Origin of the sequence: Hymenobacter lucidus, assembly GCF_020447265.1 — a bacterium.
Classification (GTDB): domain Bacteria; phylum Bacteroidota; class Bacteroidia; order Cytophagales; family Hymenobacteraceae; genus Hymenobacter; species Hymenobacter lucidus.
In genome coordinates this window covers 26,569-39,674 of the sequence record NZ_JAJADR010000015.1, presented here as the reverse complement: position 1 = coordinate 39,674, position 13,106 = coordinate 26,569, and the positions used below count along the sequence as shown (strand labels likewise).

11 protein-coding genes are annotated in these 13,106 nt (G+C 50.7%); 6 read left to right on the top strand and 5 right to left on the bottom strand.

Features of this window, described 5'->3' with window-relative positions; translation table 11 throughout:
• Positions 1 to 30: 30 nt before the first annotated feature.
• The 3 genes from LGH74_RS24330 to LGH74_RS24320 form a co-directional block, all read right to left on the bottom strand.
• The gene (locus tag LGH74_RS24330) at positions 31 to 1,122 is read right to left on the bottom strand and encodes a hypothetical protein (protein WP_226180714.1); all 1,092 of its coding nucleotides are present in this window, start codon (positions 1,120 to 1,122) and stop codon (positions 31 to 33) included.
• Positions 1,123 to 1,310: 188 nt separating this feature from the next.
• On the bottom strand, positions 1,311 to 1,955 hold the full coding sequence (locus LGH74_RS24325; RefSeq protein WP_226180712.1) for a toxin-antitoxin system YwqK family antitoxin: 645 nt from the start codon (positions 1,953 to 1,955) through the stop codon (positions 1,311 to 1,313).
• 156 nt (positions 1,956 to 2,111) lie between these two features.
• The gene (locus tag LGH74_RS24320; protein ID WP_226180710.1) at positions 2,112 to 3,047 is read right to left on the bottom strand and encodes a replication initiation protein; all 936 of its coding nucleotides are present in this window, start codon (positions 3,045 to 3,047) and stop codon (positions 2,112 to 2,114) included.
• 1,334 nt (positions 3,048 to 4,381) lie between these two features.
• Here LGH74_RS24320 and LGH74_RS24315 point away from each other — a divergent pair.
• From LGH74_RS24315 to LGH74_RS24295, 5 genes are all read left to right on the top strand, one after another.
• A complete protein-coding gene (locus LGH74_RS24315) occupies positions 4,382 to 5,125 on the top strand; it encodes a ParA family protein (RefSeq protein WP_226180708.1) in 744 nt (247 codons plus the stop codon).
• Between the two features lie 11 nt (positions 5,126 to 5,136).
• Positions 5,137 to 5,649 carry a hypothetical protein gene (locus LGH74_RS24310; RefSeq protein ID WP_226180706.1) on the top strand — a complete coding sequence of 171 codons (513 nt, stop codon included), beginning with the start codon at positions 5,137 to 5,139 and terminating at the stop codon, positions 5,647 to 5,649.
• Positions 5,650 to 6,227: 578 nt separating this feature from the next.
• Positions 6,228 to 7,871, top strand: coding sequence for a MobV family relaxase (mobV, locus tag LGH74_RS24305; RefSeq protein WP_226180704.1), 1,644 nt, complete (start codon positions 6,228 to 6,230; stop codon positions 7,869 to 7,871).
• A gap of 329 nt (positions 7,872 to 8,200) precedes the next feature.
• Positions 8,201 to 9,283 carry a hypothetical protein gene (locus LGH74_RS24300; RefSeq protein WP_226180703.1) on the top strand — a complete coding sequence of 361 codons (1,083 nt, stop codon included), beginning with the start codon at positions 8,201 to 8,203 and terminating at the stop codon, positions 9,281 to 9,283.
• 290 nt (positions 9,284 to 9,573) lie between these two features.
• The gene (locus LGH74_RS24295) at positions 9,574 to 9,777 is read left to right on the top strand and encodes a hypothetical protein (protein WP_226180701.1); all 204 of its coding nucleotides are present in this window, start codon (positions 9,574 to 9,576) and stop codon (positions 9,775 to 9,777) included.
• Positions 9,778 to 10,141: 364 nt separating this feature from the next.
• Here the strand turns inward: LGH74_RS24295 and LGH74_RS24290 are convergent, their stop codons facing one another.
• Complete coding sequence (locus tag LGH74_RS24290) at positions 10,142 to 10,978, bottom strand: hypothetical protein (protein WP_226180699.1); 837 nt, start codon at positions 10,976 to 10,978, stop codon at positions 10,142 to 10,144.
• A gap of 114 nt (positions 10,979 to 11,092) precedes the next feature.
• Between LGH74_RS24290 and LGH74_RS25265 the strand changes: the two genes are divergently transcribed.
• Positions 11,093 to 11,314, top strand: coding sequence for a helix-turn-helix domain-containing protein (locus tag LGH74_RS25265; RefSeq protein WP_226180697.1), 222 nt, complete (start codon positions 11,093 to 11,095; stop codon positions 11,312 to 11,314).
• 717 nt (positions 11,315 to 12,031) lie between these two features.
• Here LGH74_RS25265 and LGH74_RS24280 read toward each other — a convergent pair.
• Positions 12,032 to 12,193: a hypothetical protein gene (locus LGH74_RS24280; protein ID WP_226180695.1), complete on the bottom strand. Its 162-nt coding sequence runs from the start codon at positions 12,191 to 12,193 to the stop codon at positions 12,032 to 12,034.
• Between the last annotated feature and the right edge of the window lie 913 nt (positions 12,194 to 13,106).

The following is a 13,106-nucleotide window of genomic DNA, read 5'->3' as shown; positions in this document are numbered from 1 at the left end:
CTAAAGACGAGGCAGCCAGACGCCGCGAAGTTACTGCAGCCATGAGACGACAGCCGTTTTACTGGCAGAATTAAGAATGGGAGTAGTTATAAAATGAGGGGAGAGGATCGGCCGGTCGATAGTGGCATTGATGAAGTAGTTGGTAAAGAAGGTTGATGGCGTGCGGTACAGCAGCTGATGGGCAACGACCGATCCGTGTACCTGTGCACAGTTTTCCAATTGGCCCGATGTCAAGACTTGCCCCTCAACCAGTGCCCCGGGGCTCATGCGAATCGTGGCTCCGTAGAGGTTGGGGCCAGTACTGACCGCGAGAACGGCCCCACTAACCGCGCTGTTTGCTCCCAGCAGCACAACCGCATTGGTTGTGGAGGAACTCGCGCACAGGGCACTGGGATAAGTCAGGCGGCACCCCTCTTCTAGAATGATGGTATCACGGGCCAGTGCCTGCACCTGCCCGGAAAAGCCCTTCTTGAAGACAATGACGGGAGCAATAAGCAGAATGTTGTTGAGTTGCGCCGTGGGTTCGATTATCAGCCGCTGGTTACTGGTAAGGATAATGTTTCCCGATAAGCTCACATGTGCCAGGGGGCTGGTTGTGGTATGCTCAACAAGCAGCGGCAGATCAGCGAATGAGTGTTGCATCACGCGCGCCAGAGAGCGGGTTTGCGTGGCTGGCGGGAGCCATTCGCGCAGTTGAGCAATATCATATTTTGACAGCTGGCGAATGACATCCGCTGTTTCTATCGGAAGCGAATGTTGGCTTTCACGCACCTGTCCGCGGATGCTAGCTGACGGAGCAGGATTCGTGACCAGTCCTCCAACATAGGGACGGATGCCGGCTTTGGGTAGATAAGAAGTACCAATGATTTGCCCCCCCCCTACCGCTACCGGGGTATTGGTATCGGCCAGGTAGAGTGCCGCGCGCCCTGTCTCGTCAAAGTGGCACCCGAGCAAAGCAAGCAGGGTATCTCGTTCAGTTCCTTGATGCGCAACAACGATTCCAGTATCGAAAACCCCCCAGGGGCGTTTTTCTACTTGTACCGAATCCTTTTCCGCTCCGAAAAGATCGAAATCCACCGCCTGGAAGTACGGCAGGGCTGCGGCCGCTTCCAAATAGGCCAAACCGGACTGAAGATTCCGGCGCTGTACGATACGCTGGGCCTCCAGCCTGAGCAGCGTACCCCGGCCGGCAGCGAGGTATACCAGCGATAGAAGTAGGGCAGCAATGACGATTCCGATAACCAGCACAAGCAGTAGCGCCCCAGCCTGTATGCGCTTGGGACTACCGTAGCTAGTAGTCTGGTGTGGTATCATTTTCCGGCAGCATATACTGCCACGCCGGCATAGACCCCGGTAAGGAAAAGCACTTGGCGTGGAGCCGTGATTCTATCGGCTGCGGTAGGGATACCAGTTGTTGTCGCTTGTTTCCTTTTGCGCTTCCGAATCAGGCCTTTCCACCTGTTTTTAGCCCTACTGCTGGTGTCCGCTAGGATAGGTGAAGACCCAGCTGGCGACGTGGCAGGGATGATCTTGCCTGTTAAGTCAAAGTGTGTGATTTTTCCTTTGAGCCGCCCTTTTTTCCAGCTTGAGGTCTGAGATAAGGTTCCATCGGGATACCAGGCTTGCCAGTGTCCTGTTTTTAAGCCGTGGCTGAAGTGCCCGCTGATCAACAACTGCTGATTGCGGTGCAGAAGCATGAAGGTGCCGTGCAACAGCTTTCCTTGGTAGTTCGCTACAGAGTGATTAATGCGATTCTGGGCGTACCAGTAATACGTTTCGCGCTTTGTAGCTCGGATCTGCTTGGAAGACACATCAAAGACTTCTACCGTATCGCCTTTCACTTCAGTGATGTGACTGCGATTAAGCGAATGCCGCTCCAGCTTTTTGATGGATTGGCAGTTGACATGCGTTAAGGATACGGTTAAAAGTACTGTTGTCGATATAAGGCGGCGCATTCAGGCAAAAGCAATAAGCGTAGAAAGGTACTGGCTTTGAAAAGTAAGCATTTACCCTGTAACGCAAAGAGAGGGATCTAAATCAGTTAACATTATATTACTGATGTTACTAGTGTTTAGAAAGTAACATCTGATATGTAGAGGCTATCACTCTGGTTACCGTAGCCCATGAATTTTTAAGAATAAGCCACCTGGATTACGATCAGCTTTTACTTTATCCGTCTTGAGCTTGTACATGAATTTAAATAGTTCGTCTACGAGCCGTGCCTCATTCAGAATCTGTTGTACTAACTCCAGTTTGGCAATGCCTAGTGTATCTAGGTGCTTGCGAGCCAACTGTATCTTAGCGTCATCAGCCTCCAACTCAAAGGGAATAGGGAGCTGCTGGGGTACTTGTGTGTTGACGTAGAACTTGATGCTTTGGTAGGAGCGCCCTTTCTTGAGCAGCTCGTACTTGATGCGCAGGTCGGTGTGCTCGTTGATCTGGTTGGCGGCCACGTCTAGCACGTACTTTTGCAGCGCCGAAATCTTCTCGTACTGATCCGGCTGCTGGCCCTTGGGGTCTTTGAGCGAAAGCATGATTTTGAACTCGTCCAGCGTGAAGGTTTTGGTTTCCCCAATGTCCTTCCATTGGGAGGCAATCTGGTAGATGCGCTTGGCGTACTTGCTGGACAAGCTGAAGACCGACTGCAGGCGATAAGACGTGAAGTTATTCTTCAAATCAATCAGGTAGCGACGGATACGCTCGGAGATTTCCAGCTCAATGATGCCCTCCCCCTTGATGTAGAGAGCTGAGGCCAGCAGGCCTACTTGCAGCACGTGCTTGTTGTCCTCGATATGGTATTCACGGCTGCGCAGATTGGAGGTGGCCTCCAGCAGGCGCTGGTAGTTCCAGACCCGACCCGTGAGCTGCTCCAGCTCTTTCACCCGGATGCGGTAAATAGTCCCGGCCTTATCTTCCTTGCGCAGCACCGATAAAAGGGAGAAGACAATGTCCATCTCGCAGGCACTCATCTCATAGCGGGCCGTCGTAATAGCATTGTGTTGCCTGATTTCCAGGAAGGAGGGTTCAGAGGTGGCCGGTACGCTCATAATAACGGAAATAAGTAGCTTCTACGGCCCAATATAAGCAACTTGCAGCAGATAAGGTAAGACTTCCTTTACACTCTATCCTTTAGCTTACCATCTCTATCCCAATTGCTTACCATTCCTATCCTTTCGCTTACCATTCCTATCCTTTCGCTTACCATCTCTATCCTTTCCACTTACCATCTCTATCCTTTCGCTTACCATCTCTATCCTTTGCACGGTATAAAGGATAAGAAATCAACTACTTATGAGCCCTGCAAATAGGGTAAATACTTAACAAATAATAAAAGCCCACAAATTTGTTGATGTTCGAAATCCAAAAAGCTTTTAAAGGGTACAAAACGGGAAGAACGAAGCAGAGAAACAACAAAAAGGGGAGCACATTATAGCATAAAATGGCTTGTACTATTTCAAGAAAAATTTGTACTTTTTATTACTTATGAGACCTTTTCTTGTTCCACTTTCTCTAACTCCATTGGTTAGAAGATCGCAATAATTGGCCATATGCACTTCTAAGCGTGGGTTTTTCAATACTTTTCCAGTCGCTAAGCCGATAAATAAGCCGACCCCTGACTACTCCCGGTTGGGAAGCCTGAAAGGATACAACTACCAAGTACCAGCTCTTCAATTGTCCGAAAGGATAGAAATGGTAAGCCAAAACAGGCAGCCCACTCCGAAAGGATAGAAATGGTAAGCGCTTACAGCATTGGGAGGCAGTATTTACCCATGCAAGCTTCCTAACACTGCCCCGAACTTAGACATACGACTTACCATTTCTATCCTTTCGGAGTCCTTGACTAGCGCCACCGGTTGCTCCATAATCACCTTTAGAGCGCTAAGAGTAAGAGTTTCATGAACGAAAGTATAAACCCGAGCTGCTGATTAAGACAGGTTCCTGTGGAGAAGCCGGGTTCCGGTGTTCGGAACTTGACTTACAAAACCTATCCTTTCGGTAACACCCCTGGAATCCAGATTCCTTTGTTTGGCCCTCCAGAGTTTTATATCTTAAAACCGGTAGACTTAAGGAGATAAATAACTGTAGCTACTCTTCATGAAAGCCTGTGGCCTCTGTAAGCTGCTATGGTTAAAGGCCTAATTGGAAATGGATACGCTTTAGCCCAGTAATCATAAGGCCAACAGAGGCAGTAACGGATTACTTTGGGCTGAATGATATCCTGTCGCATAAAAGCCTATGCTCGTCCAGTGCAGATCATCTATCGAGAGTCAAGCTAATATGACTTTCTTAAATACTTGTTTTAAGTAACATCAATAACATCAGTAACATATAGATAAGTTTGTAACATGCATAACACGAAATAATATTGTAGTATTGCCGCATGAGCAAGATCATCGCTTTTACCAATCAAAAGGGAGGTGTAGGTAAGACTACCTCTACAGCCAACATTGGCGCTGGCCTAGCCCGGGCCGGGCAAAAGGTGTTACTCGTTGATTTAGATCCTCAAATCAATTTGACTCACGGGCTAGGCTTGGTGGATGCCGAGTTCAATGTCTACGGAGCTCTGCTGCAGGAGTACAAAGTAAAGGCCTACCCTATCCAGGACAACCTGGCTTTGATTGCTGGCTCTGCGGCACTCTCCAGCTTCGAGAAGGTAAAGGGAGATGAACTAGACCGGGAGTTTCTGCTTAAGGATCTGCTAGAGCCACTGCAAGAACGGTGCGACTACATCTTGCTCGACTGCCCTCCTGCTCTTGGCCTGATTACTCTGAATGCCTACGCGTGTGCTACATCGCTCTTCATTCCCTTGGAGGCGCAGCTCTATGCGACAGAAGGGTTGGAGAAAGTGCTGGAGATGGTTGCACGGGTGAAGCGTCGGCTAAACCCTACCCTAAGCGTTGGTGGCATCTTCTTCACCCGCTTCGACCCTCGTAAGGTGCTACGCCGCGAAACGGCCGAGGTTGTGCGCGACAAATATCCTGACTTGGTATTGAATAGCACCATCCGTGAGACGATTGCTCTGGGGGAAGCACCTCATCTGGGCAAGGACATCTTCTCCTACGCACCAACGAGTGCCGGCGCCGCTGATTACGAAACCTTAGTCCAGGAAATCCTCACCCGCTAACGTAGCCCACCATGGCAAAATCCTTCAAACAGCTCGCCGCTAAACTGGAAGCCCCCAAACGCACATCTGAAAAAGACATACTTGATTTCCTTGAGCAAGACCACCCCGCTACGAACCGAGTAGCTAGTAGTATCAGTAACACTAGTAGTTCAAGTAACACCAATAACACAAATATTGCCAGTAACACCAATAATACCGAAGCTGTCGATAAACAAAGTAACAGTAGTAACACGAGTAATACTAAAAGTCTAGCTACGGTAGTTGATTCTAGTGTTACCGATGTTACAAACGAAGATATTGATGTACGCCAGACGTTCATTCTTGGCCTGCAATACCTTGATCGGCTAAAGGACTATGTGCATACCAAGCGCACTGGTGGGCAATACGAATACACCCAGAAACAAGCCTTACATGATGCATTGGACCGTCTGTTTGAAGGAGCTACAATAGAAGCACGGCCAGCTCATATCCGACAGCAGGAAGAGAGCCGCAAACAGAAGATCCGTCGCGGCATTCCCAAGTAAGCGGTAACAACTTTGGGTTTTCTGCTACACTTCACAACCAGGAAGGCGATTCGCTATTCTTGTATTTTACAATACTGATGAACGCCCCATATTTTCCTTTGCCCCCTGAGCGTCTGTCGCAGGCTGAACATCAAAGCTGGTTGGAGCGGGTAGAGGAAGCTGAGAAGTTGGCGGGCATCAGTGAGGCCAGTATCCCCTTAGTAAGCTTGGAAACGCTTACCTTATTAGAGCGCTATGTACGAGGTGAGTTGACATTGCCGCAGGTACTAGTCCTGCAGTCCCAGCGGCTACGGAAGCAGTAGGGGAGGGGATAGTTAAGCTTTAAGTAAGCAACCAGATTCCTCCCTGAAAATGAATTGATTCAAGGTTCTGGACAACAGTTTGCTATCAAACTAGCAGGGGGATATACCTTCTTTCAGAAGGTGGTAGCAATAGAGAATAGATAGAAACGTTCTGATAGCTCGGCTGGCTTTTCTGTTCAATGTATAACCCACTACGCATTGGATAAAATGACGGTGGCTGTTTTGTCTACTTTGGCTACCTGCTTTACGTAGGTGTCCTCTACAACTATACTTCCTATGGCTTATGCAATTCTGCGTATCAGTAAGCTTACCAGCCGCGAGATGGCTACCAGTGCCACCCTGCACAACTACCGCGGGCAAGATACCCCCAATGCAGATCCAACTCAGTTCAGTCGCAATCAAGAGCTCATCAATCACGAGCAGCTTAACTACTGGGACTTAGCCAGTGAGCGCATCGCTGAGCTGCAACTACCTCGACTACGTAAGGATGCCGTGCGGGCTGTGGAGGTGCTACTGACGGCCAGCCCGGAAGCTTTCCCACGCGATGCCAACGGTCAAGCAATCGACCGGCGAGACACCACATGGCTGCGGGACAATGTTGCCTTTTTACAAGACAAGTTCGGTGCACGAAACGTCATCAGTTGCACGCTACACCAGGATGAAATCACCCCGCACATTCACGCCGTGGTTGTTCCTATCACGCAGCAACAACGTCAAAAAGACGGCCAGCCGATAGGACCAAAAGAGCGCTTATCCTGTCGTGATGTGTTCAGCCCAGCCAGCCTGCGCCAGCTGCAGACAGACTATGCGAAGGCCATGGCTGTGCATGGTTTAGAGCGAGGTGTCATGTACAGCACTGCCATTCATGAGGATGTGCGGCGCCACTATGGGGCCCAGAAAACGACCCAACAGGAACTGGCCCAGACCGCATCTCCCTTAAAGCATGAACCCTTTGAGCTAACGCCAATGAAGCTGAAGGACCATGTGAGTCCTCAGGCCTATCTGGAGCGTGAGCAGGCTCGGATGAACGAGCACCTGGCTCGACAGGTAGCGGCCGTCAATGCCAAGCTCACCCAGGTGGCAGTCGTGGCCACGGCGAACACGCTAGACCATGACCGGGCCCGGGTGCTGGAAAAGCAGTTGGCCACGAGTAAGAAGGCGGAGATGCAGGCCGCTGTGGCCTTATACCAAAAGACGCAAGCGTTAGAGGAAAAGTCGGCGGCCCTGGCTACCGTTCAGCAGCAATATCAACAACTGATCATTCGCACGGCACAAGGTGAAAGTTTGAGCCCCAAGCTGCGGGAGTGGGCCGCCCAGCAGCAGGAGCAAAGTCGTAAGCGAGCAGAGAACGTGGTAGCAGTGTTGCTGCAGGGGTCTGTCTCGGGCGCACAACAGGTCGACGAGGTGCTCAGAAAGAATGGGTATACAGTTCATAAGACGGACCAGCAGCAGTTCCTTGTGCGCGAGCAAAGGACCCAGATACAGTTTCCTTTAGCCGCGCTACAGCCAGATGGGAAAGAACTGCACGAGCAGTTGCAATGGGCGATAGAACGCACCCGGCAACGCCAGGAACAACAGCGCCGTCAGGAACTAGCGCAGCAGCCTGGCAGCCTCCATGGTATCATCACAGCGCGTGATGCTGAGCAGGCCGGCCGCATTCAGGCGGACCTGGAAAAGGCAGGTGCCAATGTCTGGTCAGTAGAGCCATTACCTACTAAGCGGGTAATCGTCCAAGTAAGCTACCGGTTCGATTGGGATACTATTGGGCAAATTAACTCCGTACTGAGTAAGGTCAAGCGTTCGGTGGAGACTGAATTGCAAGAAAGCCCAAAGGATTACTCGACCCGTACTACAGCCGCCAATACTTTAGAACGGGAAAAGAACCGTGATCGTACGAAGGAGCACGGTTTAGAGCGGTAACCGAAAATCCCACCTGGATGGAAAGGTCTTCTTCGAGCCTGACTTCCTCCAGTCCAGAAAAGCTAGCACCGTCCAGCAGTACAGCTTTGAAGCGGCTCCAACGTAATTTATGACTTAACGTGGAGTTGCAGGTGCGAGCAGCAACGCATCTTGGTCCTACTTTATGGCCTGCCGCCAGGCTATATTCAGTGTACTACCGCTAGTGAGCCAATGAGTTAAGTAGAGGCAACTCATACGAAGCTTGCCCCGCATCGCAAACACGTCCGTATCATTGGGCCCAAAGCCAATTCAATCCACTCTTTCGACCTATTTTCTACCCCATCTAAAGTATGAGCTTGGTTCCTTTCTATTCTGCTCACGATGCCTATGAATTGGCACTTTTGCTCCAGTACCACGATGCCAATTGCCGTCATGACCTAGCCGATGGCTTTATCACTTCTGAGCGCGACTACGTTTCCAACCTCGCAACGCACCTGCGCTACCCAGCCGGCACGATCCAGAACAGCCGCTTGTCTTCCTCAATTGGCCTTCCCCCGTCAACCTTCGATGGCCCCATCACTTCCTATACCATGCCACCAGCTCACGAAAAAGTGCTTGGCTGTGATGGCATTATTATTCTCAGTCGGCCAATTTCCGGTTCAGATGAGGTACTGTACAAAATAGGCTTGTTTGAAGCCAAATGGCCCCGGATGTTTGGTGGCCACCAGCATATTTATCGTACCAAGTCAGGCAATGCGGACCGATGGGATTCCAAATACAACCCTGATACACGCACCAAAAAGCTGCGTGTATCACCGTTTCCCGCGCATTACTCTCACTTTTCAAGCCAGTTAATCCGCCAGCAGACTTGGTCTGGTTCGGATGTCGTAATCTGGGAACAGCTCTTTTCTGAACAGCCAGTGGGCGCACCATCAAAAAAAGGCTTTAAAAGATTTGGCTCAACCTGTGTGTTCCACGAGCCTGCCTACGATTTCATGCGCGGTTCTCCACGACTTAATCCAGACGATAAATCTGTACCTAACGGAACGTGGAAACGAAGTGACCTCATAGCAATGCTGAGCGTAGCTAAACCGCTCCCAATAGCAAGCATCATTTTCGGCATGGCCGTTTGTGATTATGGCAAGCCTATTGTTGGCAATCGTACTCGGCTTAATATTCTGCCACCTTCACGACTGACAGAAGCATATTCTGCAGCGCCTACAGATAACCAGTTTGGCAACGGAATACCAATAAATCTACCCAACCCTGATAACCCAGCCGCCGTCCACCAGACAATGCGTGAATTGGGCCTGAGCAATTACACCCACATAACGCTCAGTCCGGAAGGCATCAAAAGAGTCGAGACCGAGCAGCACCAACGTTATGTTGAGGAACATCGGAAAAAACTGGTTAGCCTGCTCCCCACACTGTGAAGATGAGGTAGACTGTCGTGCTACGGATATTGATTTCACAAACAAAGCTCTCTCAATCCACTAGAAGGTCTTTTTATATCAACCATTCCGGTCGCTCTTTCCTTCTGTTCAGCAGTTCGCTCAGCGTGAATACCGATTTTGGCCTTGGTTGAAAGTATGGTCCCAATGTTATAGAGGTGGCCCTACCTTGCAGCCATGAAACAGGTGCTGTATCGTTAATGGCCATACTGGCCAGCGCTAAGGCCGACGCACAAGTCCCCGCCAGTACGCATACGCCGGCCTGGGAAAATATGGAACCGCTGCCCGGCTACGACGTGCTGGCCACCGCCGCCACAGCTAGCGGCGACCTGTACCTGGTAGGTGTTCTGGGGTATTGCAACGAGCAAAATAGCGGCCCTGAGGATGGCCCTGCCTACCTGGGTAGCAATGCCTTTGTAACCAAGCGGAGCGCCGCTACCCACCAACTGGCCTGGCTAGTAGCGATGGGCCACTAGTACGAAGACTATGCCGCGCTGGCCGTGAAAGGGAACACTGTGTACATAGCGGGCTCCTTGCTAGGAATGAATAGATGAAATGGCTCCCTTTAATCTATGTTCTACCGTGCGCTATTCTACGTTTTCTGAAAGGATTGACAAACAGAAGAAATTAGATGTTTTTCTTGGACTTAGCTCACCCCAATAGTAAATCTTCAGGGAGAGGTTACGCATTCTCCAAGACGAATCTCTTAAGAATGAGTAGCTTGTGTACAGTCGCTTGGCAAAGTATCAGGTAAACGCACTCTTGCCCTTGAGCACCTCATTAAGACGACTGCCTGGCACCTTCAGCAGAGCCGCAAGTTGACCTTTGTAAGATGGCGATTTATGCTCTGGAGTACGGTGACGAAATCGTGTAGCCGTATGACCTGAAATAACGTTGTAAAAGCCGTAATCGAGCTTTGCTAAACGCTGTACGACTATAGCCCTGGGTGCCTTTAGGCGCTGTCAGCAACGCCCGCACAACGGATTGATTGATGCTAAGTTGTCGCGCGATGCCCGACACGTTCCATGGCCGGGCTGGGTCATTCGCTTGTTTAAACCACGCTTGCAGGTGATCCCACTGCTCAGGCAGTTCTTTGATAACACGCTTTTTAGCCGGCTGTGAATTACTCGAGATCGGCTCCTGGGAACTACTGGTAATTGGGTGAGGATAGGCCCGGCGAACTGATGGGTTATGATCAGTTAGGAAGGCAAAGGCTAGGTTAATGCTGTTGACTATGGCATCGCCGCCTGCTACGCTTTCCAACACGGAGCGGTATAGATCAATGGCTTCCGGTTTCTCCGCTTCGCATAATGTAGACACATGCGCCAGCGTATCTGCCGCTCGTCGGCTGACTCCGGCCAGTTTGTAGGCAACGTGCCGAGAGGCGCTGCAGTAGGCGAGACTTTCGGGAGCGTCTGTATCGGTATGCTGGAGAAACAAATACGTAGCCAGACGTGCAAAATCATCTGATCGGATTTCCACACTCATACCTTCTACTTCTAACACCGGATAACAGGCAGTGGCTACTTGGTGCCATTGCGAAGACGTAAGGGTAGAAAAACGGCTTTGGAAGACCTGTCGAATTACCGAAAGTGCCTGCTCTTGCAGTGCGGGCGAAGCCAGTGAGTAAGGGATGCTTTTGTAGGGTAACTGAGTCTCAGGAAAGGAGGATGGCATGAGTAAGGTGCGCGTAAAGTAGCTGATAGGGGATGAAGTAAAGGTAAAGAATAATTTGCTGTATAGGACATATGTGTCCACGCAGCTAAGCTACTGTAGCCTGAGCTTGCAGCAGTGAAAAGACCGGACAGTATCCTTGCGTTTGGCCGCCATCTGCGCATGTTGCGGGAAGCACGCCAGTGGAGCCAGCAGGAGTTAGCGGACCGAGCTGATATCACGAAAAAGACGATCTATCGCATCGAAACGGCGCAGACGGCTCCAACACTGGATGTATTAGTGTGCTTGGCCGAAGGCTTAGAGTTGTCACTGCCCGAACTCGTACATTTTCGTCCGTAGAAGGGGTTTGCAAGTTCTTCTATAAGAAGGGCAATCAGATTATACGGTCATCGTTGGGGCTTCACTGGCAGTGGCCGAAAGCAAACATACTGCTCACCCGTTGTACGCCGGACAGCCAAGCTGAACGCCGACTAGACTCCTGGAATGTGTCTAGTAGTATGGTAAACGACGACGTTTACTCTATCTTTCGCAGTAAACGAACAAAGGCCCGTCTGTCAACGAGCCTTTCAACAACAAGGGGTCACGTCGGCTCAATCCCTGGTGCTGGGCCGGAGGCTGGTACTCTTAGGTAGAGAACCAGCCGATGATGGAAGCAAGGGAGAGCTTGAACTTGAAGGTCCGCGCTCCTTTGCCATCTGTAGTGTATTCTAGCTCCATATGGTGGGGTTAGGTACTGGTGAGTGCTTATGCAAGTAGACCCTGGCGAAGGCCCGTGCTGTAACACGGGCCTTTTGCATGGGCTCGCGCAGTGCTAGCCTGTGGCTGCGCGATGTTGGTAAAGGAACCAGGTGCCGGTAGTAGCGCCAAGCTTTCCAGCAACCCTTGTTGCAAGGCTGGCTTTTTCTACCTGCTGGCTGCCCTGTTGTAAAGGACGGGGGCTGTATCGGCAGGAGAAAGCCGGCCAGCGCCAAAACGTCGCCGGGTAGGGCCAAAGCGTCGCTGACTTTCTGGTCCGGGCACTTCGACTGGCTGTTGTGGGCAGACAGTGGCACCGTGTTAGGGCGTACGCCACACCTTGATGAGCTCAGCAGTGTATCGAAAGAGCTGGCTGGTCGCCCAGATGGCGATGATGAGGATGCTTGCCCAAACCAGAATGGTCGGATGCTGGATGATGTCGCGCATCAGCTGTAGAGCAAGGTTGAGTAGGTTCTCGGTCATGGGAGTGTTTTGGTTGCTGAAGTATATATCTCGGCTGAGAGCTGGTTTTCGGGTCTTTCAGCCCCATTCTAGAAAATAGTCGAGGCGGTGCGTAGGACGAAACTGGCAAATGTGCCTTCATTGGTTGCAAATGAGGTTTTTGAGCGTCGTGCTCTTCTCTTCTGATTGAATATTTCTGCGGGATCCGTCGAAACTCGGTCAGCTTATTACCCAAGAGCAGAATGCGCTCAAGGCGTTTCCCGTTAGGTAGTACCAGCTTTTTCATGGTCACACTATAGCGGTTGCTCTTCGAGAAGCCGAGTGGCTCCAATAAAGCTAGGGCGTAGGCCACGGGGCCGAAAGGACAGAAAAAAGGCCCGCCGGTACTGGCGAGCCTTGAGTAGTTGATGTGCTGAAAAAGGGCACCCTGATCCCCTAAATTCTACTCATGGTAATCAACGCGAAGTCGACTAACTACGTCCCGAACTGCCCACAAACCAGGGTCAAGGTTCTCCCAACAAATTTGAAAAAAATGGGAAGACCCGAGTGCGCGTGAGTACTGGATGTACCATGCCCCCCGGTGCTTCAAGGCAACCTGCCTATCCCCACTTCATGTAGCCACGCGTGATGCTTGGTCAGTTACATCGTTCACGTTTAGCTGCTGCAGAGCTATGAATCACCTCCTTTACCGCCAGTGTTCGCCCTCAGTCAAACCGCGTTGCCGCGCGACGCGGCAACGCGGTTTCATGCCACGATCATATAGTAACTCCTGCTAGAAGCTGGTACCTCATGCACCAGAATAGCATACAAAAGTTGCAACAGTGAACAAAGTGCTTTAACTTTGCGTAATACAAAGTGTATACACTTTGTATTATTGAGTAATATTGCATTACTGGACCTTATTAATTGGCATATCGGCCAGGAATTTGACTTT

Coding starts and splice junctions, on each gene's coding strand:
- LGH74_RS24325 (WP_226180712.1), bottom strand. CDS start 1,955: ATGCGCCGCCTTATATCGACAACAGTACTTTTAACCGTATCCTTAACG.
- LGH74_RS24320 (WP_226180710.1), bottom strand. CDS start 3,047: ATGAGCGTACCGGCCACCTCTGAACCCTCCTTCCTGGAAATCAGGCAA.
- LGH74_RS24315 (WP_226180708.1), top strand. CDS start 4,382: ATGAGCAAGATCATCGCTTTTACCAATCAAAAGGGAGGTGTAGGTAAG.
- LGH74_RS24310 (WP_226180706.1), top strand. CDS start 5,137: ATGGCAAAATCCTTCAAACAGCTCGCCGCTAAACTGGAAGCCCCCAAA.
- mobV (WP_226180704.1), top strand. CDS start 6,228: ATGGCTTATGCAATTCTGCGTATCAGTAAGCTTACCAGCCGCGAGATG.
- LGH74_RS24300 (WP_226180703.1), top strand. CDS start 8,201: ATGAGCTTGGTTCCTTTCTATTCTGCTCACGATGCCTATGAATTGGCA.
- LGH74_RS24295 (WP_226180701.1), top strand. CDS start 9,574: ATGGAACCGCTGCCCGGCTACGACGTGCTGGCCACCGCCGCCACAGCT.
- LGH74_RS24290 (WP_226180699.1), bottom strand. CDS start 10,978: ATGCCATCCTCCTTTCCTGAGACTCAGTTACCCTACAAAAGCATCCCT.
- LGH74_RS24280 (WP_226180695.1), bottom strand. CDS start 12,193: ATGACCGAGAACCTACTCAACCTTGCTCTACAGCTGATGCGCGACATC.